General features: G+C 40.3%; 22 protein-coding genes. 13 read left to right on the top strand and 9 right to left on the bottom strand.

Features of this window, described 5'->3' with window-relative positions:
- The first annotated feature begins 16 nt into the window (after nucleotides 1-16).
- Nucleotides 17-1,000, top strand: coding sequence for a DUF4396 domain-containing protein (locus tag FNW02_RS05440; RefSeq protein ID WP_225225443.1), 984 nt, complete (start codon nucleotides 17-19; stop codon nucleotides 998-1,000).
- A gap of 20 nt (nucleotides 1,001-1,020) precedes the next feature.
- On the top strand, nucleotides 1,021-2,358 hold the full coding sequence (locus tag FNW02_RS05435) for a multicopper oxidase family protein (protein ID WP_191756549.1): 1,338 nt from the start codon (nucleotides 1,021-1,023) through the stop codon (nucleotides 2,356-2,358).
- A 72-nt stretch (nucleotides 2,359-2,430) separates the two neighbouring features.
- Here FNW02_RS05435 and fldA read toward each other — a convergent pair whose 3' ends face one another.
- Nucleotides 2,431-2,943: a flavodoxin FldA gene (gene fldA, locus FNW02_RS05430; protein ID WP_191756548.1), complete on the bottom strand. Its 513-nt coding sequence runs from the start codon at nucleotides 2,941-2,943 to the stop codon at nucleotides 2,431-2,433.
- Between the two features lie 716 nt (nucleotides 2,944-3,659).
- Here fldA and FNW02_RS05425 point away from each other — a divergent pair.
- A complete protein-coding gene (locus FNW02_RS05425; RefSeq protein ID WP_225225442.1) occupies nucleotides 3,660-4,307 on the top strand; it encodes a glycoside hydrolase family 24 protein in 648 nt (215 codons plus the stop codon).
- A 238-nt stretch (nucleotides 4,308-4,545) separates the two neighbouring features.
- Here the strand turns inward: FNW02_RS05425 and FNW02_RS40085 are convergent, their stop codons facing one another.
- Nucleotides 4,546-4,818 carry a polysaccharide deacetylase family protein gene (locus tag FNW02_RS40085; RefSeq protein WP_431356796.1) on the bottom strand — a complete coding sequence of 91 codons (273 nt, stop codon included), beginning with the start codon at nucleotides 4,816-4,818 and terminating at the stop codon, nucleotides 4,546-4,548.
- 21 nt (nucleotides 4,819-4,839) lie between these two features.
- Nucleotides 4,840-5,448 (bottom strand): polysaccharide deacetylase family protein, encoded by a 609-nt coding sequence (locus tag FNW02_RS40080; RefSeq protein WP_431356795.1) that lies wholly within the window; start codon nucleotides 5,446-5,448, stop codon nucleotides 4,840-4,842.
- A 374-nt stretch (nucleotides 5,449-5,822) separates the two neighbouring features.
- Between FNW02_RS40080 and FNW02_RS05415 the strand changes: the two genes are divergently transcribed.
- Nucleotides 5,823-6,611, top strand: a complete 789-nt coding sequence (locus FNW02_RS05415; protein ID WP_191756546.1) for an IS5 family transposase — start codon at nucleotides 5,823-5,825, stop codon at nucleotides 6,609-6,611.
- Nucleotides 6,612-6,663: 52 nt separating this feature from the next.
- Here the strand turns inward: FNW02_RS05415 and FNW02_RS05410 are convergent, their stop codons facing one another.
- Nucleotides 6,664-8,022, bottom strand: coding sequence for an IS701 family transposase (locus FNW02_RS05410; RefSeq protein ID WP_191756545.1), 1,359 nt, complete (start codon nucleotides 8,020-8,022; stop codon nucleotides 6,664-6,666).
- Nucleotides 8,023-8,229: 207 nt separating this feature from the next.
- Between FNW02_RS05410 and FNW02_RS05405 the strand changes: the two genes are divergently transcribed.
- The 6 genes from FNW02_RS05405 (at nucleotide 8,230) to FNW02_RS05385 (ending at nucleotide 16,032) form a co-directional block, all read left to right on the top strand.
- A complete protein-coding gene (locus FNW02_RS05405) occupies nucleotides 8,230-8,499 on the top strand; it encodes a hypothetical protein (RefSeq protein ID WP_431356794.1) in 270 nt (89 codons plus the stop codon).
- Complete coding sequence (locus FNW02_RS40075) at nucleotides 8,465-8,560, top strand: hypothetical protein (RefSeq protein ID WP_431356793.1); 96 nt, start codon at nucleotides 8,465-8,467, stop codon at nucleotides 8,558-8,560. Before FNW02_RS05405 ends, FNW02_RS40075 begins: the two co-directional genes overlap by 35 nt.
- A 575-nt stretch (nucleotides 8,561-9,135) precedes the next feature.
- Entirely contained in the window at nucleotides 9,136-10,809 is a 1,674-nt protein-coding gene (locus FNW02_RS05400; protein WP_191756544.1) for an efflux RND transporter periplasmic adaptor subunit, read from the top strand.
- A gap of 2 nt (nucleotides 10,810-10,811) precedes the next feature.
- Complete coding sequence (locus tag FNW02_RS05395) at nucleotides 10,812-13,937, top strand: efflux RND transporter permease subunit (protein ID WP_191756543.1); 3,126 nt, start codon at nucleotides 10,812-10,814, stop codon at nucleotides 13,935-13,937.
- Nucleotides 13,938-14,084: 147 nt separating this feature from the next.
- Nucleotides 14,085-14,369 carry a hypothetical protein gene (locus FNW02_RS05390; RefSeq protein ID WP_431356792.1) on the top strand — a complete coding sequence of 95 codons (285 nt, stop codon included), beginning with the start codon at nucleotides 14,085-14,087 and terminating at the stop codon, nucleotides 14,367-14,369.
- Nucleotides 14,370-14,640: 271 nt separating this feature from the next.
- On the top strand, nucleotides 14,641-16,032 hold the full coding sequence (locus tag FNW02_RS05385; protein ID WP_191756542.1) for an MFS transporter: 1,392 nt from the start codon (nucleotides 14,641-14,643) through the stop codon (nucleotides 16,030-16,032).
- Between the two features lie 52 nt (nucleotides 16,033-16,084).
- Here the strand turns inward: FNW02_RS05385 and FNW02_RS05380 are convergent, their stop codons facing one another.
- Nucleotides 16,085-17,389, bottom strand: a complete 1,305-nt coding sequence (locus FNW02_RS05380) for a mechanosensitive ion channel family protein (RefSeq protein WP_225225441.1) — start codon at nucleotides 17,387-17,389, stop codon at nucleotides 16,085-16,087.
- Between the two features lie 602 nt (nucleotides 17,390-17,991).
- Here FNW02_RS05380 and FNW02_RS05370 point away from each other — a divergent pair.
- The 3 genes from FNW02_RS05370 to FNW02_RS05360 all read left to right on the top strand — a co-directional run bounded on the left by FNW02_RS05370 (nucleotide 17,992) and on the right by FNW02_RS05360 (nucleotide 20,779).
- Nucleotides 17,992-18,735 carry a COG4705 family protein gene (locus FNW02_RS05370; protein ID WP_191756540.1) on the top strand — a complete coding sequence of 248 codons (744 nt, stop codon included), beginning with the start codon at nucleotides 17,992-17,994 and terminating at the stop codon, nucleotides 18,733-18,735.
- A 109-nt stretch (nucleotides 18,736-18,844) separates the two neighbouring features.
- Nucleotides 18,845-19,519 carry a response regulator transcription factor gene (locus tag FNW02_RS05365; RefSeq protein ID WP_045873743.1) on the top strand — a complete coding sequence of 225 codons (675 nt, stop codon included), beginning with the start codon at nucleotides 18,845-18,847 and terminating at the stop codon, nucleotides 19,517-19,519.
- 15 nt (nucleotides 19,520-19,534) lie between these two features.
- Nucleotides 19,535-20,779: a sensor histidine kinase gene (locus tag FNW02_RS05360; RefSeq protein WP_191756539.1), complete on the top strand. Its 1,245-nt coding sequence runs from the start codon at nucleotides 19,535-19,537 to the stop codon at nucleotides 20,777-20,779.
- On the opposite strand, the gene FNW02_RS05355 is transcribed toward FNW02_RS05360, so the two are convergent.
- The 4 genes from FNW02_RS05355 to FNW02_RS05340 all read right to left on the bottom strand — a co-directional run bounded on the left by FNW02_RS05355 (nucleotide 20,776) and on the right by FNW02_RS05340 (nucleotide 23,499).
- On the bottom strand, nucleotides 20,776-21,219 hold the full coding sequence (locus FNW02_RS05355; protein ID WP_191756538.1) for a DUF2127 domain-containing protein: 444 nt from the start codon (nucleotides 21,217-21,219) through the stop codon (nucleotides 20,776-20,778). The genes FNW02_RS05360 and FNW02_RS05355 overlap by 4 nt on opposite strands.
- A 550-nt stretch (nucleotides 21,220-21,769) precedes the next feature.
- The gene (locus FNW02_RS05350) at nucleotides 21,770-21,988 is read right to left on the bottom strand and encodes a hypothetical protein (RefSeq protein WP_191756537.1); all 219 of its coding nucleotides are present in this window, start codon (nucleotides 21,986-21,988) and stop codon (nucleotides 21,770-21,772) included.
- Nucleotides 21,989-22,134: 146 nt separating this feature from the next.
- The gene (locus FNW02_RS05345; protein ID WP_191756536.1) at nucleotides 22,135-22,833 is read right to left on the bottom strand and encodes a response regulator transcription factor; all 699 of its coding nucleotides are present in this window, start codon (nucleotides 22,831-22,833) and stop codon (nucleotides 22,135-22,137) included.
- A 234-nt stretch (nucleotides 22,834-23,067) separates the two neighbouring features.
- On the bottom strand, nucleotides 23,068-23,499 hold the full coding sequence (locus tag FNW02_RS05340) for a peptidoglycan-binding domain-containing protein (protein ID WP_191756535.1): 432 nt from the start codon (nucleotides 23,497-23,499) through the stop codon (nucleotides 23,068-23,070).
- Nucleotides 23,500-23,597: the final 98 nt, after the last annotated feature.

The following is a 23,597-nucleotide window of genomic DNA, read 5'->3' as shown; positions in this document are numbered from 1 at the left end:
ACATTCAAAGGTAAATATGCGCTCTAAATCAATTTTATGGATAGTTTTATTGGTACTAACTCTAGGATTAGTACTATTAACTCCTCGTTTGGGAATCAGCCAAAATTCATCTAATTATATTGAGAGCATTCCTAATTCTATTGCTCAAAACTCGCCTTTACCTCAGCCTGCGACTAATTCAAATATGCCCAGCATGAATATGTCTGGTACAAATGAAGCAAACTTCAAAAGTTCTGCTTGGATTGATACTGTTTTGATTGTTTGGTTTAGTCTGACAGTCCTCTCAGTGGTCTATGTAGCCTGGGATGCGTTCACTAGTAATCCTGAACTAACTGTAATGAAGTGGGGATGGCTATTAGTGACTCTCTACACAGGAGTAATTGGTGCGGCACTGTACATTCTGTCCTGTAAAGAACCAGCCCCAATGCAGCATGAGGAGTTTGTCAAGCCATTGTGGAAACAGACTGTTGGTTCGACAATTCACTGTTTAGCTGGTGATGCAACAGGAATTATCGTTGCTGCCGCAATTACCATGACCCTCGGACTACCCATGTGGCTTGATGTGATATCTGAGTATCTTTTTGGCTTTGCCTTTGGGCTGTTTGTTTTTCAATCTTTGTTTATGAAAGATATGCTGGGTGGTTCATATCTCAAAGCCGTCCGGCGTTCTTTTATACCGGAATGGCTTTCAATGAATGCGGTGATGGCAGGAATGATTCCAGTAATGGTCATCCTAATGAGCCTTGATATGACAGCGATGGAGGCAACCTCAATTCGGTTTTGGGGCGTGATGTCTTTGGCAACTTTAGTGGGATTTGTAGTTGCTTTCCCAGTCAATATGTGGCTAGTTGCAGTAGATCTAAAACATGGGATGGGAACTGTCCGGGCATTAGGTAAAGGTGGTCACAGTTTAGCTGCTGAAAGAGAAGGAATTACAGCAACTCCCGATAAAGTAATTGCACCTCATGCTGACACAGACCAGACTATGGAAGGAATGTAGACTATGGAAGGAATGTAACCATGAAAACCCGTCGAAATATAGATATGAATTCTTCTGCTGCCGATTCGCACGCGGGTATGGTGATGAAACCCAAAGCTACGCGATCGCAACTTCTAGCTGTGACGCTGTTAACACTATTAGCTTTAGCCTTTGGTGTTTTCATCGCCGCACTCTACGGCAACTTTACCATGAGTGCTAAGAATATGCAGCCTGAGTCAATGCCAGGAATGAATATGGGCAACCAATCCATGCCTGGAATGAATATGAATAACGACAACGAGTCAATGTCTGGGATGAATATGGGCGGTGCAAAATCTCCGACTCCAATATCATCGCTACCGCTTGCGCCCATGAGTAGTGTTACTCAAATGAATGGTTTAGTCATGCCGCCAGGAATGATTATGACCTCTGATATGAGCATGGAAGCAATGGCAGACATGGCAGCAGTAGACTTGACAAAGATAGCCTACACTGCTCCCGTTGATGTACGGGGGGATCAGACTCTAACGCCCAAGCTAGAGAATGGTGTGAAGGTCTTTAATCTTGATGTTTCTTTGATCAAATGGAATATCCTACCAAATGTTCAGGTAGCTGCTTATGCTTTCAACCGTCAAGTTCCGGGGCCGCGGATTCGAGTTACTGAAGGCGATCGCGTTCGGATTGTAGTCAAGAGCAACTTACCAGAACCAACGACAGTACATTGGCATGGCATGATTGTACCCAACAATATGGACGGCCCAGCCGATGTTACCCAAAAGCCAATTGCACCAGGCGCAAGCTATATCTACGAGTTTACTGTCAAGCAAGCAGGTACTTACTTTTATCATTCTCACAAAGATGTAGACCGCCAGCAAACTTTAGGGATGTATGGTGCGTTAATCGTCGATCCCAAGAATAAACCAAAAACTCCTGCTTACGATCAAGACGTTGTGGTTCAGCTTCAGGAGTGGACAGTAAAGCAAGGCTACACTTTCCCAGCTATGCCGATGGAAGGGCTAATGCCTAACTTCTTCACAATTAATGGTAAAGCTTATCCCTCTACCGAAACAATCAACGCCAAAATTGGTCAAAAAATCCGCTTTCGCTTTATCGGCTCAAATAATGCCTTTATCCACCCAATGCATATTCATGGTGGGCCATTCAAAATTATTGAAACAGATGGCAATCTCCTACCGGCCACTGCCCAAATTGAAAAGGACACTATCAATGTAGCTCCCGGTGAACGCTACGACGTAATTTGGACAGCTCGTGATCAGGGTAAGTGGTTGCTGCACTGTCACATTGCCCATCACGCAACAAACGACAACGTTGAAGTAGAAGGTGGGGGTGGCTTAACAATGATTATCAACGTTACCTAAGTTAAATAAGATTGAGCCATCAAGAGAGCTAGTTCAGAACTGTGCCTGTTCAATGCAAGACTTTATACTCCTCTATAAACCAAACTCTTGCTTGAGTTGAGCAACCCAAGCTTGAATCCGTTCATTTGTTAAATCAGATTGATTATCTTCATCAAGTGCTAGACCTACAAATTTACCATCACGGACGGCTTTAGACTCAGTAAATTCATAACCATCTGTAGACCAATAGCCAACTGTTTCACCACCCTTTTCTGAAATTTTCTCTTCTAAAATCCCTATTGCATCTTGAAAACTGTCAGGATAACCAACCTGATCGCCTGCTCCAAAATAAGCAACTTTTTTGCCGCTAAAGTCAATGTTATCTAGCTCATCATAAAAACTTTCCCAATCACTTTGTAACTCCCCAATATTCCAGGTTGGACAACCAATGATGATATAAGTGTAATCATTAAAATCATTTGGTTCAGCTTGTGAAATATCATTTAAAGTTACTACATCTTCTCCACCAAATTTCTTTTGAATTATTTCTGCTTCAGTCTGAGTATTACCTGTTTGAGTGCCGAAAAATAAACCAATATTAGCCACTTTTTCTCCTTGATTTTCCTTTTAATAATTGCGTTGCGTTTATGCAGTCAATATTCTGCCTTGAATCTGCTGTATTATCTAGTTTTTATCAGTTTTTACCAAGCAAAATGCTAAATAATTTATGCTATTGCCATACACATCTGATGTCAAAACTTCCTCGCCTCAACTTAAGAGGTTCCAAGTGTAAACTTCATCTTCCTAATGGCATGATTATAATTTATTTCCAATGACTGATAATAATTTCATCTTAATTTCATCTTGATATGTATGGATATTTAAGTACTTCTTTTAATTAAGCTAAATTTATAAGTAAATGAAAGTATATATAATTTTTAATAAAAAAGGATTGCTTTACTCACTTGTAATGAATTTTGAGTATAGCAGTTCTCAATTGTGAATAACCAGATACCCGACTTCTCAAAGAAGTCAGTTATCTGAGCCTCTCGAGTTTTACAAATAAAATAAAATTACTATATATTAGTAGCTTGTATAAAGAGATAAATGTTCAGCAACACAAAGTATTTCAATAAAAATACAGCTTATTAGCTTAAAATTATGTTTGTGTTTGTCAATATATAAAAAAGCAAACAAATTATAAATATTATTACCCCAAAAAGTAGATGTCAAAAAAAAGTAAACTTTCGCTATCCTTGTTTCACAAACTTCTTAAAATAATTAATGATAAAATATACTCCATAAATTTAGTTAAAGCTCTCTTGCCAAAAAAAGGGAAGTTGAAGTGGCGATCGCTAATTGTTGGAATATTGTCTATAGTTTTATTAATTGTGCTTTGGCAAGGATTTAGCACTCGCAAAACCTCTACCATTCCTGAATACACTCCACCTTTAGTAATGAAAGGAGGCGATCCTTACATTCGCGCATTAATGCGGACTATTACTGCTAGTGAAGCTCTAGATTCTAACCCCTATACTTTACTTTATGGTGGTAAGCATTTTACCGATCTCAGCCGTCATCCCAATCAATGCATAACAATTGTTTCTGGCCCTCATAAAGGCGAGTGCAGTACAGCAGCAGGTCGCTATCAAATCCTTACAACTACCTGGCAGGAAAAATTAAAAAAATACCATCATAAATTTTTTAATTCATCAAGCGCAAACCTAGAAAGTTTTGAACCACAAATTCAAGATAAAGTAGTATATGCTTGGCTAAATGACCACCACTTTTGGGGAGTTGATATTGCAGTTCTGCTGAAACAAGGGAAACTAAATCAGGTTTTACAACTTTTATCTGGTACTTGGACAAGTTTGGGATATGGTACAGAAAATAATCAAGTCACGCCTTTACTGTCACAGGTTTATCAGCAAGTGTTAGCAGAGGAATTGACAGTAACAAAAACAAGATAATTTATCTAAAAAAAGAACACATTTGAAAAAAAATTCAGAAGTCAGAATTCAGGAGTCAGAACAAGAAAGTGTTGGATTCAAACCCGCTACTAATTGAAGACCATTAAATCATAGATTTAGTGGGGTCTTAAACCCACTTATTCATCTGCCAGTCGTATAGAATTCATTCTGAATTCTGACTCCTGACTTCTGAATTTTATTTGATAGCTTGCATCAGGTAAAGTAATGAGTTAATAATTTATGTACCTTTATTCCCTTTATGAAATTGTGCTGTTGTTACCAACGGTGTTTTTTGTTCCTGTATTTCCAACAATTCTGGTATGGTCACAAACCGATAACCACGCTGTTTGAGTGAAGCGATAATTTGTGGTAAAGCCTTAACAGTGCGTGAGCGATCGCCACCACCATCATGCATCAGTACTATACCACCAGGTTTAGCGTCCTTTAACACATTATTGACGAGTCTGGATACTGGAGGACGACGATAGTCTATCGAGTCATCTGACCACATGAGAACAGCGTAATTATTCTTTTAAGCGTAATCAGCTACACCATTGTTGAGGATGCCATAAGGCGGACGAAACAGAAAAGTTTTTACCCCCATAGTTTGGTAAATAGCTGTTGCGGTGGACTCAATTTCACGCGCAGCAACAGACAGGTTCATATGCCTATACCAGTGATGCCACGTATGATTACCAATCGCGTGACCATCGGCTACCTCTAGCTTGGCAATTTTGGGAAAATAATGCACCATCTCCCCCACACAGAAAAACGTTGCTTTAATATTTTGTTGCTTCAGGATTTGCAACACTTGTTGCGTGTATTTAGGCGCGGGGCCATCATCAAAAGTCAGTGCAATAACTTTGTCTGGTTTGCTCAGCTGTGCCTGCTGAATGATTTTTCCCTGAAACTCATTAGGGACTGTAAAGATGGCGCTGTTCACTTGTGCAACAATGGCTTTATCGGATACCGAACTATGCTGATTGCTCACAGCGCTGGCACTGAGTTGTTCTGGTTTTTTGACTAATTTTTGATGGTCTGAGCGTTCTGAAAACCAAAATCTTCCGAAACTAAAGTCGCATAGGACTGCGACTAGCGGGATGAATACTATTCCTCCAATCAATAATTTCAGCTTTACCATATTAGATTTACTTATATTTACTACAAAGGCAAATTATTTTAAATACGTTACTTTCATAACATGATTATTTGCCATATCTAAACTCTGGAGCTAAGGTCGGCAAATCAAAGCGAGGTGTCACACAAGAATTAAAACTTTAGGTTTTGTAGTAATGTACTACAACCTTCTAATTTCTTGTAGCTAGTCTTTGCTAAGAGCAGGAACCTTTAATTTCATCCTGATTTCATCTTCGGCTGTCAAACTATGTAGTAAGTACAACAGTTGCATTGTCAGCAACCAGTTACTTAGAGGCTGTTTGAAAAGTTGGGGATGTTGTAAAAAAGCTCTCTCAGTATAGGCTGTGAATAGATAATAAACAGCACCGAGAGAGCGACATGAGTAAAGCTGACCCCAGTAACCTAACTCGCGCACAATATGAATTTCTTAGCGACTTGATTCCAGAACCTAAAAAAGGTGGTCGTCATCGGGAAGTCGATATGTGGGAAGTCCTCAACGCCATTTTCTACGTTCTATATGAGGGCATTCAATGGCGAGCTTTACCCAGTGATTTTCCCGTATGGCAGACAGTGTACACTTATTTTCGCAATTGGCGCAAAGACGGGAGATGGCTGCACATCCACGACAGTTTGCGAGAGTGGACGAGAATCGATATTGAGCGTCATCCGAGTCCATCTGAGGCAATAATCGACAGTCAAAGTCTAAAAAGTGCGGCAATGGTCAGTCAATCCATTGGATTTGATTCAGGTAAGAAAATTAAAGGACGCAAGCGATTTATGACGGTCGATACCTTAGGGCTGGTCTTGCGGGTCTTGGTTACAGCTGCCAATGTAGGTGAGCGTTCCGGGGGTAAACTAGTTCTCAAACGGGTCAAACAGTCTGGCAACCAGGTCTATCGATTGACAACCATTTGGGTGGATGGCGGCTTTGATGGTGAGCCATTCATGCAGTGGGTAATGGACTTTTGCCGTTGGATTGTGCAGGTGGTTGTGCGACCACAAAAAACTAAAGGCTTTATATTGCTCAAAAAACGTTGGGTGGTTGAACGCACTTTTGGTTGGTTGATGGGATGCCGACGACTAGTCAGAGACTATGAACTGTTACCCGAATCCGAGACTTTTGTTTATCTTGCCATGATCCGTATTATGGTAAGGCGACTAGCCTAAAATTTGACTTTTCAAAACTTTTCAAACATCCTCTTAGCTCGACTTTATCCAATTACGCGGCATAAACGGCAATGTCCCGCAAACGTTCAAACAAAGGGCGAGGTACTTTTACCATCTCAAAGGATTCATGGGACATTGAAAAAGTACTAGCCCAGAAAAATCGTCGTACTAAAGCCAGTGCATCTGAGAAGGAAGGCAAATGTTTGGAGTACCAACTTGTTTGTCGGACTTGCCACTGAAAATCATTTTGTAAATGATGTGCTAGGACAGTAACTAAGGAAAAAAGCCCCAATAATAATGGTGTTGTACGAGCGATCGCTTTGTCAGACCATTGACGTTGAGTTTCAACTCCTAAGTGTGCCCTGACTTCCTCAAAAGTAACTTCCACTTGCCATCGACGTACAAACCACTCCAAAATCTGTATGGGAGAATAAAAAAGACCAGTGCTGAGTATTGCCTGTGTTTCAAACTTACCTTTTGGGTCACGAATCAATACCCAACGAATAGGGACTACAGGCTTTGCTGTGTGATACCAAACAGCAGTATCACTACAAATTTCTACCTCGCGTTTGCCTTGGCCATACCAGTTATTAACTATTACAGTTTGCCAATGAGTGTTAGGGTCAACTGATATGTGTTCTAGATTTGGTAATCTCCTGCCTTTGAGGGCTGGTCGCCCCATAGTACCTGATTGCCTGTTGGGTGCTGGCTGGTATAATGCAGCATCCAAACGTAACCGAGTAATCATGTGTATAGGCAACTTGTGCTGACTCACACGAAAGAGAAGTTCTAATGCTGCAAAACTGCTATCTGCAACCATTACCAACTCTCGGTTCGGCAACCATCGTCGAATCTGTAACATCATTTGCCTTCCCCAATCGGTCAGGGATTTATGGCGACGTTTAAGTTGTTGGTTGTAACGTTCAGATGGTGCTAGAGCAGTGAAAAAAGGCAAAGCCCAAACTCTTTGTGCCCAAGGTATTTCTACGAGTAACATGACTGCTAACCATCGTAGACCACTGACTTTGACAAACTGGCTGTGGCTTGAACGTACTGGGTCACGATAGATACCTTTAGCCTTGATGTTTTTCCCTTTCCTCCTTTCAATGGTGTCGTCAATTCCCATAATTATTGGTTCTGATGGTACAAAAATACTGACCAGAATCATTAACAAAATGCGACTAGCTTCTAAGTTTGACCACACGGCACGACTTAAAACACGATGATAATTTTGAAAATTTTTCTCATGCGCTATTCCCATGACTTCCAGTATTGAGGATACTGTACGCTTTCGCGTCGTTAGAATTGCCCCGATCATCAGTACTTCGGCTTGCTTCCAGACTCTGGTTGAGAAAAGTCTTGAGAACAGTTGTATGATACTGGCTATTCCTGCGGGTAAATTCAGGCTCATGGGTATAGATGCATATTGTCATTGATGCCACTTCCTATTTTTCCATGTTCATGTTTCTTCCTTTTGCCCCCCTCATATTCTCAAAAATGGATAAAGTCGAGCTTAGATGATTTTAGTACTTAAGCAAAAAATAAATCACCATTAGGGTTGACTCTCCAAGCAACTGGAGATTTCAAAATGAAATCAGGAAACATTTAGATAATTCCTATGCAACTTTCTACTCTGAAAAACAGCTTTTTGTCATTGACTTTAGTAGCGCTCGCCTCTTTTACCAGTAGTGTGTTGACAGCGTGTTCTACACCCGCTTCCCAAAACCAAGTATCAAACCCTACTACTACCGCTACTGATACTAGCGACAAGCAACCAATGAATCACGACGGTAGTATGATGAATCATGGTGGTGGCATGAACCATAACATGGCAATGGATTTAGGTTCAGCCGATGCTAATTATGAAATTAGCTCAAAGTATCATTGATTCACAGCAAGCAGAGATTAACCAAATGAAACAGTGGCGAAAAACTTGGTATAACCAGTAAGTCCAGTCCTGTACTGCTTCCCTACGGGACACTTTACGTAGCTTGCTTCTTTACAGGAGTACGCAGAAACCGCAGGGTAGGCAGGAAACCCGCCGTAGGGAACCTGGCTATCTTCTCTTCTATTTCCCTTCTCTACGAGAGGCTGCGCCCTAAGCGTAGCTATGCCGCAAGCTTTACGGGACGCTGCGCGTAGCTTGCTTCCCCGGAGGGGTACGGAGACGCTCCGCGAACTCAGTGGAAGCGACGTTAAGAGCTTCACGCTAAAAGGTTTCCCTGGCTTGGGAACTGGTGTTAGCGAGTAGTCCAGCCTCAGTAAGAGCGTCACCTGAAGGTAAGCAAAAGTATCTATGTGAAGCATGATGCAAGTATCCAATGCCAAATAGATAGGGAACACTTGCTTTCTTGAATTCCAGTTGTGTTTAGAGTGATGTGATTCTGAGAGCGGTCAAAACTTGATTTCATCCTAATTTCATTTCTGAATGAAAGACTAGTAAAAGAGTGTATTTCTAAAACTTAAAAGTATTTTTGACTGTTCGCAATTTCTTCCCTCCCATACTTAAGGATTTTTAGTAGCGATGTCTAACTCTCTGTGTTCCCAAACACCTACAGCTATTCGTTATGTTTCTGGCACATTCCTGAGCCTGCTGTTATTAGCAAGTCCCGCAGTTGTCCTGGCTCATGGCGGACATGGAGACGAATTTCAAGGAGGAAGTGAAGCCACTTCAACTAATAATTCTATTCAGGTTGATGCCGACACAGCCAAACGGTTAGGGATTAAAGTCGAGCCTGTCCAGCGTCAGCGGTTAGCCATTGGCATTAAAACTACTGGACAAATTGAAACTCTTCCCAGCCAAAAAGTGGAAGTGACTACCCCAATTACTGGGGCGAAAGTAGTTGAATTGTTGGTAGAACCTGGTGCATCAGTAAAACTTGGTCAACCTGTTGCTGTTGTTACTAGTCCAGATTTGGTAACATTGCGTGTGGAATCTCAGGACAAATTAGCACAAGGTCAAGCTGATTTACAACAAGCACAAGCAGACTTGAGACTGGCTCAACAAAATTATCAAAAATATCAACAAATAGCCGATTCTGAAATTGCCCAAGCACAAAGTCAAGTTGACTTTGCTGAAGAAAAGTACAACAAAGATAAGCAGTTAGCTGATGCTGGCGCTTTACCCCGTCGCAATGCCTTAGAGTCCCAGACCCAGCTAGCGCAAGCAAAAGCCGAACTTACCAAAGCCAAGAGCCGTCGGGACGTTATCGGGGCAGAAAATCAACTCAAACGCGCCCAAGCATCAGTTCAACTAGCAAAGTCAAATATTAATCGCAGTAATACTAGTTATCAAACTCGACTTGCTCAACTGGGAAATCTCCCCAATTCCAAAGGACTAGTGACCGTAACCGCTGCCATCTCCGGTAAGGTTGCTGATAGAGAAGTTACTATTGGTCAAACTTTTAATGATGCGGGTGGCAAATTAATGACGATTGTCAATGATAGTCGGCTTTTTGCCACAGCTAACATTTATGAAAAAGATTTAAGCAAGGTAAAAACTGGTCAGAGAATAAGATTAAAAGTTGCTAGTATGCCCGAGCGCATCTTTTCTGGACGAATTTCCCGGATTGGTACGGTGGTAGAAGGAGAAACAAGAGTTGTACCAGTACAAGCAGAGGTGAATAACTCTAATGGTCAACTCAAACCAGGAATGTTCGCAGAACTAGAAGTCTTAACAGACCAAACTTCCTCTGCTATTTCAGCTATTCCTACCTCAGCAGTAGTTGACGCGAATGGTAAGAAAGTTGTTTACGTGCAAAATGGTAATGCTTACCAAACAGTTGAAGTCACATTAGGTCAGACCTCTGGAGATATGGTTGAGGTCAAGAGTGGCTTATTCGAGGGAGATATGATTGTCACTCAACGCGCACCACAACTTTATGCACAATCATTACGGGGTGGTACTAAGCCAACAGAAGGTGAGACAAAAGAAGCTCCTGTACAAGCGACTGAAGTTAAAACGCCCAGCTTACCAGTACCGTTGTGGTTGCTAGGAGCAGGTGGAGGAGTTGCAATAGCTGCTGTAGGTTTCATAGCAGGTCGTCGCAGCAAGCCTCAACTAGTTCCAGTCGGGGCAGAACTTGCCTATGATGTACCAGAAGATTCTATTAATGGTTCTACAAACTCAGATGATAACCACCGCGCGCCTCATGAAGAACCAAAAGTCATAATCATCAGTAAAAATACCCAACAATAAAAATGCTGAGTGCTATCATCAAGTGGGCGATCACTCGCCGTTGGTTAGTCATCCTGGGTACAATTATCCTGACAATTTGGATATTTCGGACGATTATCCAAATGCCCTTGGATGTTTTCCCCAGCTTTGCACCACCCCAAGTTGAAATTCAAACTGAAGCACCAGGACTCGCCCCCGAAGAATTAGAATCCCTGGTAACTTTACCAATTGAAAGTGCGATTAACGGTACTCCTGGAGTAACAGCAGTACGCTCATCTTCAGCTGCGGGAATTTCTGTGGTTAAAGTCATTTTTAACTGGAACACTGATATCTATCAGGCTCGCCAGCTGGTAACAGAGCGATTACAACAAGCTCAAAGTAAGCTGCCATCAGGGGTAGAAACTCCACAAATTTCCCCTACAAGCTCCCCTATCGGCACTGTATTACAATATGCCTTCACCTCCCAAAGCACTCCTTTAATGGAAGTGCGGCGAATTGTTGATTGGCAAGTGACAAATCGCCTGTTAGCTGTGCCTGGTGTGAGTCAAGTTGTAGCGTATGGTGGCGATGTTCGCCAATATCAAGTATTAGTCGATCCAGCAAAACTAAGAGCCTTTAATGTTACTTTAGAAGACGTAGAACAAGCTGTATCTGCTGCCAATGTAAATGCTCCTGGTGGCTATTTAATTACTCCTGACCGAGAAAAGTTAATTCGGGGTATTGGAAGAATTGAATCTATTGAAGAATTACAGCAATCAGTAATTACTGCTCGCAATGGTACGCCTGTTAAAATTTCTGATGTTGCTGATGTGCAAATTGGTGCAGCTATTAAACGAGGTGATGGCAGTTTTAACGGTGAAAAGGCAATTGTTGTGATGATTAATAAACAGCCTCAAGCCGATACTCCTACTGTGACTCGTGCTATTGAAGCAGCGATGTCAGAGATTCAAGCAGGATTACCCAAAGATATCAAAGTTACACCTACTTTTCGTCAAGAAAACTATATTGATTCTTCTATTGAAAATGTTAGAGAGGCTTTAATTGAAGGCAGCATTATTGTTGCCTTAATTCTAATTCCCTTTTTGATGAATTGGCGCAACCTAGCTATTTGTTTAACTGCCCTACCTTTATCTTTATTACTAGGAGTACTACTACTAAATTGGTTGGGACAAGGTTTAAATACCATGACTTTGGGAGGGTTAGCAGTAGCGATTGGTTCAGCCGTTGATGATGCGATTGTCGATGCTGAAAATGTCTACCGTAACTTGCGAGAAAATAAATATTCTCCCAACCCACGTCCAGTTTTAGATGTTGTATTTGAAGGTTGTCAAGAGGTACGCGATTCGGTATTTGGAGCTACCATCATTACCATAGTTGTGTTCTCTCCAGTTTTTGCTTTGGCTGGTGTAGAAGGCAGCATTTTTATCCCAATGGGATTAGGTTATATGGCAGCAGTTATAGCCTCTAGTATTACGGCATTAACGGTAACTCCAGCTTTATGTGCAATTTTACTGCCTTATGGTCGCTTGCCAGAAACAGAACCTTGGGTAGCAAGATTTTTTAAAGGACTGTATCTTCCTCTACTAACATTTTCTCTGCGGCGTTCTGGAATTGTTATAGGCGCTGCGATCGCTAGTTTGGTGGCTGCGGCTGTAATTGTCCCTTCCTTTGGCAGAATATTTTTACCAGAGTTTCAGGAGCAAACTTTGGTGAATACTCTAACTCTTTATCCTGGGGTTTCTCTAGAAGCGACTAATGCAGCTGGTGAAGCACTTCAGCACGCACTCAAAGGAGACTCTAGATTTCCATATGTGCAACTGCGTTCTGGACGTGCGCCAGGAGACGGCGATGCAGCAGGGGTGAATTTAGGACACTTGGATATTGAGTTAAGCGACGCAGGAATGAAAGACAGGGAAGGGGCGATTGAGAAGTTACGGGAGGAATTTGCCAAGTTACCGGGGGTAGCGCCAAACATTGGTGGTTTTATCTCGCACCGCATGGATGAGGTGTTGTCTGGTGTCAGGAGTGCGATCGCAGTTAAAATTTTCGGCCCCGACTTAGAACAACTCCGCACTATTGGACAGCAAGTTGATGATGTCATGAAAACCGTTAATGGGATTGTAGATTTACAACTAGAACCTCAAATACCGATTGAACAAATACAAATTAAGTTCAATCGTCTTGCTGCTTCACGGTATGGTTTGACAGTAGGTAAACTTTCCGAAATTATTGAAACTGCTCTTAATGGACGAGTAGTATCTCAAGTTTTAGAAAAACAACAAACTTTCGATTTATCCGTGTGGTTAAAGCCAGATGCAAGGCAAAATCTAGATACGATTCGCAATTTGTTAGTTGATACTCCTAATGGGCAAAAAATTCCTTTAGCACAGGTTGCCGCAATTGAAAATGGTACTGGGCCTAATACTATAAATAGAGAAAATGTCTCCCGCTTGATTGTTGTGTCCGCTAACGCTAATGGTAGAGATTTGCGTTCCATAGTCAATGAAATTCAAGCTAAAGTTAAGCAACAGGTACATCCACCCTCTGGTTACTATATTCAGTATGCAGGACAATTCGAGGCAGAAGAAAGAGCAACTCAGAATATCTTAATTTCGAGTGCGATCGCCTTTGTCGCAATTACAGTAATTATGTATCTTTCTGTAAAATCTATTCCTTCCACCGCCATGATTATGATTAATTTGCCTTTGGCATTAGTAGGAGGAGTATTCTCAGTGGCTTTGACAGGTGGAGTGATATCCATTGCTTCTCTAGTTGGCTTTGTTACTTTATTCGGAGTTGCTACCCGCAATGGTTTGTTACTTGTGGATAATTACAACACCAAATTTGCGGAAGGTACACCAGTTAAAGAAGTTCTGATTAAAGGATCAATGGAACGTCTGAATGCTATTTTGATGACAGCTTTTACCTCTGCTTTAGGATTAGCACCTTTAGTAATTGAGAGTGGCCCCGGAAAAGAAATCTTACAACCACTTTCAATAGTGGTGTTAGGTGGTTTATTTACTTCTACAGCATTAACTTTAATGGTCTTACCAGCTTTATATGCTAAGTTTGGTAAGTTCTTGTTGCCTAAACGTACTATGTCGGTTGTAGAGGATGGCAAAGTACCAAAAGCAGTTTTTGAGCAATGATAAATATCATAGGAATTTTATCTTCTAGAGTTATTGATGAAACGTCTAAATATAATTGTTTGCCTTGAGTAAATTTTGATTCATCTTGATATTTTAAGCACAAAAGGTGTTAGTAATCAGGTTAATGAAGAGTTCCATATATTCACTATGACTGAAACCAAAGTTCGCCAGCAGTATGACAAGCTAGCAGCAATATATGACCAACGCTGGAATGGTCAAGTAATTATTTTGGATTGGTGCAAAGATTATTTATTGTGCCGCCTTTGCGATTTTATATTAAAGTTGGTTGATCCTGCTTATAAGCAGTGTTATACCCAACTTGAATTTCACAATTTCCTCAAATCTGCACAGTTTGATATTGAGCGAGCGACAAAATTTCATTTTGGTGCAGTGTGGGGAATGATGGTTGCTACAGCGACACTACAACCATGACTAAAAATACGAAGTTGCATAAATGCGGAATGAATTGGCGGTTGAAACTATTAAAAATGCGTTCCCAATTAGGTGAGATTATCCCATGATATGGCTAACGCCAAGTTGCGCTAACAGCAACGCTAAAAATACTACACGCCTTCTAGAAAATAGCAGAGTGGTGAAAATGGTTTTGTCAAGACTATTTTCCAGCTTTGATAAATATGCCCCCTCCCCCCATTAGTGTTAAAATGTTACTATAAAAGACTTCTATAACTATGCCCCTTGATAAATGAATACCTTGACATTTTTCCGCAGCTTGAGAAATCCGGTATTTGCAAGGCTGTATACTGCTCAAACCACTAGTTTATTGGGTGATGCACTTACTTGGGTGGGTTTAGCCCTTCTGGCTTTTAACTTAGCTGGAAAGAATGCGGCAGTTGTGCTTTCAGTAGCTTTAACTCTGCGTGTGACTGCTTTTGTATTGCTTTCTCCTCTTGCAGGTGCGATCGCAGACCGCTTCGACCGTAAGAAAATCATGGTCATTACCCACATATTCAGAATGTTAATTGTGGGTATGTTGCCTTTCGTGACGCAGATTTGGCAAGTTTACATATTAATATTTGCGCTGAACGTTTTTAATGCTTTTTTTACCCCAACTTACCAAGCCACAATTCCATTAGTCACGGGTGAGAATGACTATGCAGGGGCGATCGCTCTTTCGTCGGCTACTTACCAATTGCTTGGTGTACTTGGCCCCGGTATCGCTGGAAGTGTCGCCGCCTTCATTGGTGCAAGACAAGTCTTCTTTTTGGATGCTCTCAGCTTTGCGATCGCGGCAGTGTTAATCTTCACCCTACCAGGTCAGCTCGTAGTTGCACAAAATCAACAGCTTTCCAGGACAACACGCCGAACGTGGGGAGACATTCAAGACGGTACAACTCGCCTGCTTACAGATGCACCTATTCGTTACGCACTCTTCATGCAGTTAGTCGCATCAATTGCCGGAGCGCAAATCTTAGTCAATACTGTTGGCTATGTCCAAGGTACACTTCAATTGGGAGAAGTGCAGTACGGCTGGGTGATGGCAGCTTTTGGGATTGGTGCAACTCTCTGTGCAGTTATTTATGGTACGTTCAATAGAAGTTTGCCGCGTACAACGTTTGTTTTTATTGGTGCAACTTTGATCACCTTGGCTTTATTACCTGCTAACCACGCAAATTTAACAGTATTGATGGTCTTATGGTTGGTAGCAGGTGCGGGGCAAAATTTAGTCAACTTACCTACTCAGACATTAATTGCAGACCGTATCTCGACTGCTATACAAGGGCGAGTTTATGGCGCACACTTTGCCTGGAGTCATCTTTGGTGGGCAATCTCTTACCCTCTTGCGGGTTGGTTAGGAAGTCACTTTGCTGAACGTGAGTTTATTTATGGTAGTTTAGTAGGCTTGATGCTGCTAGTGGTAGTGCAAATTACCCTCTCGCCTCATCCACATGAACACGAACATCTACACTATGTTACTGTGCATAAACATAAACATATCCATGATGAACACCATCAGCATAACCACGATGAGGGGATAAATATAGGCGAACCTCACAACCATCTTCACGAACACACGACGATTCTCTATCACACTCACCCTCACACTAGGGACATTCACCATCGCCATAGTCATTGAACTGTTGTTGATAATATTTTGAGTAGATATTGGTAAAAATTTATTCACAGGGTTAATATGAAGTGGTGTCACTATCTTTTAGACCGAATGCTGCTTGCCACTTTTGGGGATGACGCGGCACTAAAATTCTGACATCGGGGTCTGGTAATCCAATATTCGCTTTTTTCAACGCAGCAACTATCGCCTGTCTGACAGCTGATGTCGTAGCCACAAAATCAGAACGCCGCGAATCTGTCCAAAAGCGCGTTTCAACTACAACGTCATCTTGTCCTAACTCTCGTATCCGCACAGAAACCCCCGGCTCATCAAGTACCTCTTGTGTTGCCTGGGTTGCATTTTTTAATACAGTAACTACTTGTTGCAGGTCACTATCGTAACCAATGAATAGTTCGACACTGCTACGGCGGATAGGTGCAGCTGTGTTGTTAATGATTCGAGAAGTAAACACTTCAGCATTAGGAATTAGTACCACGCGACCATCGTAGGTACGAAGTTGGGTAGCACGCAATTCTATACGTTCAACGTTTCCTTCGGTTTCGCCAACAACAATTTGATCGCCCAATTCAAAAGGACGTAATACAAGAATTAGCATACCACTAATAAAGTTGGAGATGATATCCTTAAGGGCAAATCCCAAAGCAAGGCTAGTTAATCCTAATCCAGTCGCCACAGCCTGGGGATCAAAGCCAAAAGCATCGAGGGCAACCATCAAACCAAGTGTCCAAACGGCGTAATATGCAACCTGCTTAATTAGGTTTTCAACGGTCAAATCTTCAACAATGTGGCGGAAAATAATTCGCATCAGCCAGCGTATGAATGTGGCTATTGCCCAGAAAAGACCAATTACTAAAATAGCAGCGATCGCACGCGGAATAATTATGATGGCAGATTCTATCAGTCGCCCAAAAGCAGTCTCTACTGATGCTTGTACTTCTGCTACAAATCGCCCCCAAGGCGAAAGGCGGCGTTGACTTGCTCGTTTAAGAGCAGCATTAATTGCTTGTGACCATTGGATAGCTAGCGCGTCAACGGTTGTTAAATTGTCTTGAGCATCTGTTGAAGTTAGAGTAACAATTGGTACTCCCGCACTAGTAATAACGCGCTGTTGCTTATCTTGGGAAGTTTCAATCTGAGGTGGAGAAATTGCTGTTGGATTTTCTAATAACCGATTCATGCGTCGTTCGATTTGCCTTGCTCGATCTGATGCCTTGGTGTTATCCACTGCACTTACTCGGAACAATGCACGACCATCTAGACGTACTGTTACTCTTTCATCTTGCGCTCTCACTGAATTGGGGAGAGTTATCGTTATGACAATCAAAATAGTGAGTAAAAATACCCAAATTATGCGAATCAATGCTAATTTGCTCAAACGATTTGTGATTACTGTCCTGGTTCTTAGCCTCACAATTAAATTACCCTTGCAAACGTCCACTTAGCCACAAATCAAAATTTTTGATTTGCCTATTCATAAGATTAATAAATTACTGTTATTGCTTGAAAATAAAGCTATGGGCGATATTTGTCTTCATGCTTGCGAAAGAAACCCTGAAGCTAAAAAGGCATAATAGTTTAACACATTGGCATATTGTCTGTTTAGCAATTTTTTAACAGTGTGCGTAGGTGTAGCCCGCCAAAGGCATCGCCTCGCTATGCGGCTGCAAGAACAAACCCAACAATTAGAACAACTACAAGCACTACGCTATTCGTAAGAATTTCTTCAAATTGAGGTTTCTTGAGGGCGATAGAATTTCATTTTAATTTCATCGCTGGAAGTATTTTTGCTTTGAGTGCGATCGCATTACTGCTGGTATTTGAAAGTGGAAGATGGAAATCAGTAGGTAAAGAGTAAAAATCTTCACTACCAGCCATCTCTTTCTAAGTTCTTGACTTTTTCTCTCTACGATAAACCTGCAAGTTTAGATAAAGTATCGTATCCAGCAGTAGGTAGGAGCAATAATGAACAAAGTTGCAAAAGTCACAATTTTCTTTTGGATTATGAAGATCATCGCCACGACGCTCGGCGAAACAGCAGGTGACTTCATCTCAATGTCTCTTGGGCTGGGTTATTACATAGCCTTTGCCGTAACTTTTGCCATTCTGGCTATTCTCCTGTTTTTTCAAATTCAATCTGACAGATATCGTCCAGCCCTTTACTGGGTAGCCATCATTGCGACAACCACAGCCGGAACTGAAGTTTCAGACCTGATGGATCGCTCTCTCGGACTGGGCTACGCAATGGGATCGCTGATCCTGGTAGCCTGTCTCTTAAGTGTTCTGGCTATCTGGTATTATCGGGATCGGGATCTGAGCGTTTATCCGATCGCAAGGAAAGACGCAGAGACAACCTATTGGCTGGCAATTGTGTTCTCAAACAGTTTGGGAACGGCCTTTGGTGACTTTCTAACAAGCAACTTAGGACTAAGCTATATCCAAGGCGCATTCGTGACGGCCAGCGTCATTGGTGTTGTCATTGCCCTTCACTACATAACTAAGTTGAGTGATGTCCTCCTATTCTGGCTCGCGTTCATCTTCACGCGACCCTTCGGAGCCACCTTCGGCGATTTTCTTACCAAACCAATCAAAGATGGTGGTCTATCACTGCCAAGGGGCTATGCTTCGGCGATCGCCTTTATCCTACTGGCGGTTGTCCTATTCTTTTCTGTACGAAAGGAGAAAAAAGTGCGTTACCCAATTGAGTGATACGTTTAAGCAGATAGATGACTTACCTCATAATAGGAACACCCCTCATCCTTAGAATCGTAGGTTTGCTAATTTTTCCCTTTCTGATTTTTGGCATAGCATCAAAGATATGAGAATCTTAATAGTTGAAGATGACGATCGCATCGCTAAACCCTTAGCTGAAGATTTAAAACACCAGCATCATGCTGTTGATATTGCTTACGATGGGATTGAAGGTTGGGAATATGCCGAAGCAGGTAATTATGATTTAATTTTATTAGATTTAATGTTGCCGCGCTTAGACGGAATTACTCTCTGTAAACGGTTACGTGCTTCTAATTGCAACGCTTTTATTTTGATGTTGACAGCACGCGATACAACGCCAGATAAAATAATTGGACTCGATGCTGGTGCAGATGATTATTTAGTTAAACCATTTGAACTAGAAGAATTAGCAGCACGAATTAGAGCTTTATCTCGGAGAAGTCCAGAAACTCGCCAATTAATTTTAATTCACGGCGATTTACAACTAGATTCTAGTAATTGTCACGTCACCTATGCAAGCAAGCCTCTATCATTAACACATAAAGAATACATGATATTGGAATGTTTTTTGAAAAACCCTACTCAAGTTTTAACTCGCTCTGCAATTTTAGATAAATTGTGGGAGTTTGATAAATTATCCGGGGAGGAAACCGTTAAAACTCACATGACAAATTTAAGAAAGAAACTCAGAGCCGTAGGAAGTTCAGAAGATTTTATCGAAACTGTTTATGGTGTTGGTTATCGTCTGTGTCCTAAGTAAGGGCAAAATTAGCTTATGTTTGAAAAAATTCGCCGTCGTTTACTGTTGTCTTATTTAATCGTATTATCATTAATCTTAGGTGGATTTGCAATTGCCGTTCGCATTGTCTTTACCCATAGCCTGCATAAACAACAAACAGAGAAACTTGCTGCATTAGCACAAGTCGCTGCTGCTAATGCCGAGTTTGATAACGGTAAAATTAAAATTGAAAATGACTTACCTCAAGATAAATTATTTGAAAATCATCAAGGATTAAACTGGTTTGATACTAAAGGTAATCTAATTGAAAAACAGGGGCGAGATATTTTAAGTCTACCTGTTAATGTCAGAGAAGGAGAACAAATTAACACAGTTGGTAAAAATCGTATTCAGTCTGTCACTTTACCAATTATTAGTAGTGACGATAAACAATTCATTGGATATATAAGAGCTAGTCAATCTCTAGAAGAATTCGATGAAACTTTAAATAAATTAGATTTGGGGTTAAGCGGTGGAATTGTTGTAGCTTTGATTATTAGTAGTGTTGGTGGAGTTTGGCTGACTCGTCAAGCGATGCAACCAATTGAAGAAAGCTTTGAACGCTTAAAACAGTTTACTGCTGATGCTTCCCATGAACTCCGCAGTCCTTTAATGGCGATTAAAAGTAATGCAGGTGTAGCACTAAAATATCCAGAAGGAATGCGAGAAACTGACGCAGAAAAATTTCAGGCTATTTCTAGTGCTACTAACCAAATGACTCGCCTCACTGAAGATTTACTATTTTTAGCTCGTTATGATAATATTCCTAACCGGAGTAAAGAAACTGTTAATCTTAGTTTAATTTTAAACGACTTAGTGCAACTATATCAACCACAGGCGATCGCTAAAGAAATTAATCTCAAGAGTCAATTAATTGAAAAGCTTTATCTGTTAGGTGATACAAATCAAATAACACGACTATTTACTAATTTAATTCAAAATGCTATACATTACACACCGTCAGAAGGAACGGTAGAAATCACAGCTAATCGTTCTGCTGCCGATATAGTAGTTAATGTCCAAGATACAGGTATAGGAATTGCACCAAAAGATTTAGAAAATATTTTTGAGCGTTTTTGGCGAGCAGATAAATCACGTTCTTATAATTCTGGTGGTTCTGGTTTAGGATTGGCTATTGCCCAAGCTATTGCTCAAAACCACGGTGGATTAATTACCGTCACAAGTCAATTGGGAATTGGAAGTTGTTTTACAGTGCGTTTACCAGCAAGTTCTCTTAATTAATGTTTATAAAAGTGTCTAACCAAGTACGATAGTACAGCTAGATTAACCATAAAGACTAAAAATTTGAAAATCGTTACCCCTTTAATTAACTCATAGATTTCGGGAGGTATACTAATACCAACTAATCCAATAACTAATATCTTTGCCCAAGTTTTTTCATACCATAAACCGATAGCCTCAATGGCTGTCACAACTGCGTATATTGCAGTGGCAATTCCACTAAATTTTAAAGTTTGTGGTTTGATATTAATAATTTTTTCTAGTAACCATTCAATAACTTCGCGTTTACCTTCCAATATGTAAGATTCGGAAAAGGCCACAAGGGTATCATGTTTTTTCAAAGCTAAAAGTAGAACAATAGATGTAGCTGTAAGTAGTAAAGCAACAAAGCCTTTATAAATAACAATTGCTATTAAACCTGGAGGACGTTTATTGACCATTTAATTTTCCTTACTTATTACTTTATTGCTTGCGGAAAGCTAAATAATTTGTCTATAAAAAGGTTAACAACCTAAATATAAGACTTAGACAAAAAGTAGCCAGAAAAAACAATCAAACCTATATACAGAAAGATTTTGACATTGATTTGTCTTGTTGACTAATATATTTAGGTTTCAAACATTTTTGAGCCTTTAGTGTATTTTCTTTGCTGTACAAGGGTTTGAGGCTCGTTTCTGCACCCAAAAATGTTTAAGTCCTGATATATGATTTATTTATGATAATATTTATACTACCAAGATACGCAATTGATAAGATGATCAAAATCAAATATATTGTTTATCAGTTTTTGTACTAAAGCATTCATGATGTATGTTGCTTAAATCTATGCCTTTAATTTTTGTAATATCAATATATTTAATAAAAGTCAAGAATTAGAAAAGATTAATTGTCAATAATGTTTTATTTAGTACCACTAGCATAGGAAAAATTAAGGGATGGGTTGTATTCCCATCCCTTATGTAACTAATTTTAAGCAATCGACCTCACATTTTAATCAAAATGTTCTCTGATGGCTCTGACATAAGCAGCGTCAGTATCGTTGAGGTTGTTAAGCTCGTTTTCATACTCAACGTTTAAAGTTAATGAGTCAGATTCAGGATTAAATTTACTAGTTGCTGCTAGAACTGCCACATCTGGACTTGCTATTAATCCAAAACTAGCAAAAATCAAGATAGGAATTGAACGGCTTATTGAGAGATACTTATCCATAACTATCAAGCAAAGTTTATTGAGTATTTTCACAGTAACTAAGAGTTGTGATAATACTGTGTTAGCTTTGTTTCAATTACTTGTTTTTTAGCATACATAGACACAAAACAGTGCGATCGCTCACCAAGATATAATTACTAAATGGGTCAGTCTTCAAATTTATAACCAATACCAGTGACTGTTTTAATAAAAATAGGATTTGCTGAATCAGGTTCTATCTTTTTTCGTAACCGAGCTATAAGTGTATCGACTACTCGTTCATCTCCATAAAATTCACTACCCCATAATTTATCTATTAGTTGTGTGCGATTCCAAACTCGATTGGGATAGCTAACAAAAGCAGTTAGTAAGTTAAATTCCAAGTTTGTTAAGTCTATTATTTCTGAAAAATTAGGGTTCATTTGACGCAAAGCAGAGTGTTGCTCTATATCGAGCAGAAAATGTTGGGTACGGTAAATTTGATGTTGCTCTGGTTGGCGCAAGCTACGTCGCAGAAGCGCCCGAACTCTGGCAACTAACTCTTTGGGGCTAAAAGGTTTGACTAAGTAATCATCAGCACCAGTAGACAAGCCAATAATACGATCAATTTCCTCACTTTTAGCTGTCAACATTAAGATGTAGGGGTCTTTTGCACCAGGTTTTTGTCGAATCCTGGCACACAACTCTAGTCCATTGAGACTAGGAATCATCAAGTCGAGGATGATTAAGTTCGGTTTATGCTCTTGAATTATTTGGAATGCTTGAAGCCCATCACCACAATTATGGCAAGAAAATCCTTCGTTTTCCAAAGAAAACTGGATTAACCGAGAAATTTCAAATTTATCCTCAACAATTAAGATTTCCATATATCAAGATATAAAAACACTTTATTCTCGTATGGGCTGATTTTTGTATTATGCGGATTGAGTTGTAATATGTTGTAAATTTCTGGCAGTGTGAATTTTGTCAATATATTCAAGTATTAGGAATAGATTTACTTAATATTAATGATTGTTAGCAAGGGGAGAAAGCGAGCAACATTCGCCTCCTCCCTCTTTTGGTAAACTATGCTTAAAAAGCAAACTGTACTATCTAAGTAATTAATGAATTATGGTAAACCAAGTTTTTACTCCAACAACTCCATCAGCTTTCAAATTATGAGACTTCTGAAAAGCAATAATGGCAGAACGTGTGTTTCTACTGTAAACTCCATCAGTTGCTCCATTGTAGAGTTTTTGTGTTTTCAAGAATGCCTGAATCTCTTTTACTGCTTTGCCTCTGCTTCCTAATCGGAGAATTGGTGCTGTTTGAGGTGAATAACTAATAAGTTTAGTTGATTTGGAAGCTGCTGTGGTTGCCCGCATCATTTTGGTAGCCTTGACATTTTGGGGATGCACTTGTGTTGAAAGATGTGCGTCTGTTTTTTGTATTTGTGCGGTAGATGCTTGGGCATTAGCTGGTGCTATAGAAGAGAATAACAATGGACTCAAGGCTGCAATAGATAAAGCAAGTTTCACAAATTTATTAGTCATAAGAGAGTATCTCCTTGTTTGGAAAATCTATTACAACAGATTTAAACTTAATGAAGTATATCTTCAAGGTTTTAAAGTCAGTCACAAAGCTCATTTTT

This window comes from Komarekiella delphini-convector SJRDD-AB1 (assembly GCF_014831675.1).
GTDB lineage: Bacteria > Cyanobacteriota > Cyanobacteriia > Cyanobacteriales > Nostocaceae > Komarekiella.
This window is presented reverse-complemented; position numbering and strand designations above follow the sequence as displayed.

Excerpts from the sequence above, each read along its gene's own strand:
- FNW02_RS05440 (WP_225225443.1), top strand. The coding sequence starts at position 17 with ATGCGCTCTAAATCAATTTTATGGATAGTTTTATTGGTACTAACTCTA.
- FNW02_RS05435 (WP_191756549.1), top strand. The coding sequence starts at position 1,021 with ATGAAAACCCGTCGAAATATAGATATGAATTCTTCTGCTGCCGATTCG.
- FNW02_RS40085 (WP_431356796.1), bottom strand. The coding sequence starts at position 4,818 with ATGTGGTCAGATGACTCGATAGACTATCGTCGTCCTCCAGTATCCAGA.
- FNW02_RS40080 (WP_431356795.1), bottom strand. The coding sequence starts at position 5,448 with ATGGTAAAGCTGAAATTATTGATTGGAGGAATAGTATTCATCCCGCTA.
- FNW02_RS05415 (WP_191756546.1), top strand. The coding sequence starts at position 5,823 with ATGAGTAAAGCTGACCCCAGTAACCTAACTCGCGCACAATATGAATTT.
- FNW02_RS05410 (WP_191756545.1), bottom strand. The coding sequence starts at position 8,022 with ATGAGCCTGAATTTACCCGCAGGAATAGCCAGTATCATACAACTGTTC.
- FNW02_RS05405 (WP_431356794.1), top strand. The coding sequence starts at position 8,230 with ATGCAACTTTCTACTCTGAAAAACAGCTTTTTGTCATTGACTTTAGTA.
- FNW02_RS40075 (WP_431356793.1), top strand. The coding sequence starts at position 8,465 with ATGCTAATTATGAAATTAGCTCAAAGTATCATTGATTCACAGCAAGCA.
- FNW02_RS05400 (WP_191756544.1), top strand. The coding sequence starts at position 9,136 with ATGTCTAACTCTCTGTGTTCCCAAACACCTACAGCTATTCGTTATGTT.
- FNW02_RS05395 (WP_191756543.1), top strand. The coding sequence starts at position 10,812 with ATGCTGAGTGCTATCATCAAGTGGGCGATCACTCGCCGTTGGTTAGTC.
- FNW02_RS05390 (WP_431356792.1), top strand. The coding sequence starts at position 14,085 with ATGACTGAAACCAAAGTTCGCCAGCAGTATGACAAGCTAGCAGCAATA.
- FNW02_RS05385 (WP_191756542.1), top strand. The coding sequence starts at position 14,641 with ATGAATACCTTGACATTTTTCCGCAGCTTGAGAAATCCGGTATTTGCA.
- FNW02_RS05370 (WP_191756540.1), top strand. The coding sequence starts at position 17,992 with ATGAACAAAGTTGCAAAAGTCACAATTTTCTTTTGGATTATGAAGATC.
- FNW02_RS05365 (WP_045873743.1), top strand. The coding sequence starts at position 18,845 with ATGAGAATCTTAATAGTTGAAGATGACGATCGCATCGCTAAACCCTTA.
- FNW02_RS05360 (WP_191756539.1), top strand. The coding sequence starts at position 19,535 with ATGTTTGAAAAAATTCGCCGTCGTTTACTGTTGTCTTATTTAATCGTA.
- FNW02_RS05355 (WP_191756538.1), bottom strand. The coding sequence starts at position 21,219 with ATGGTCAATAAACGTCCTCCAGGTTTAATAGCAATTGTTATTTATAAA.
- FNW02_RS05350 (WP_191756537.1), bottom strand. The coding sequence starts at position 21,988 with ATGGATAAGTATCTCTCAATAAGCCGTTCAATTCCTATCTTGATTTTT.
- FNW02_RS05345 (WP_191756536.1), bottom strand. The coding sequence starts at position 22,833 with ATGGAAATCTTAATTGTTGAGGATAAATTTGAAATTTCTCGGTTAATC.
- FNW02_RS05340 (WP_191756535.1), bottom strand. The coding sequence starts at position 23,499 with ATGACTAATAAATTTGTGAAACTTGCTTTATCTATTGCAGCCTTGAGT.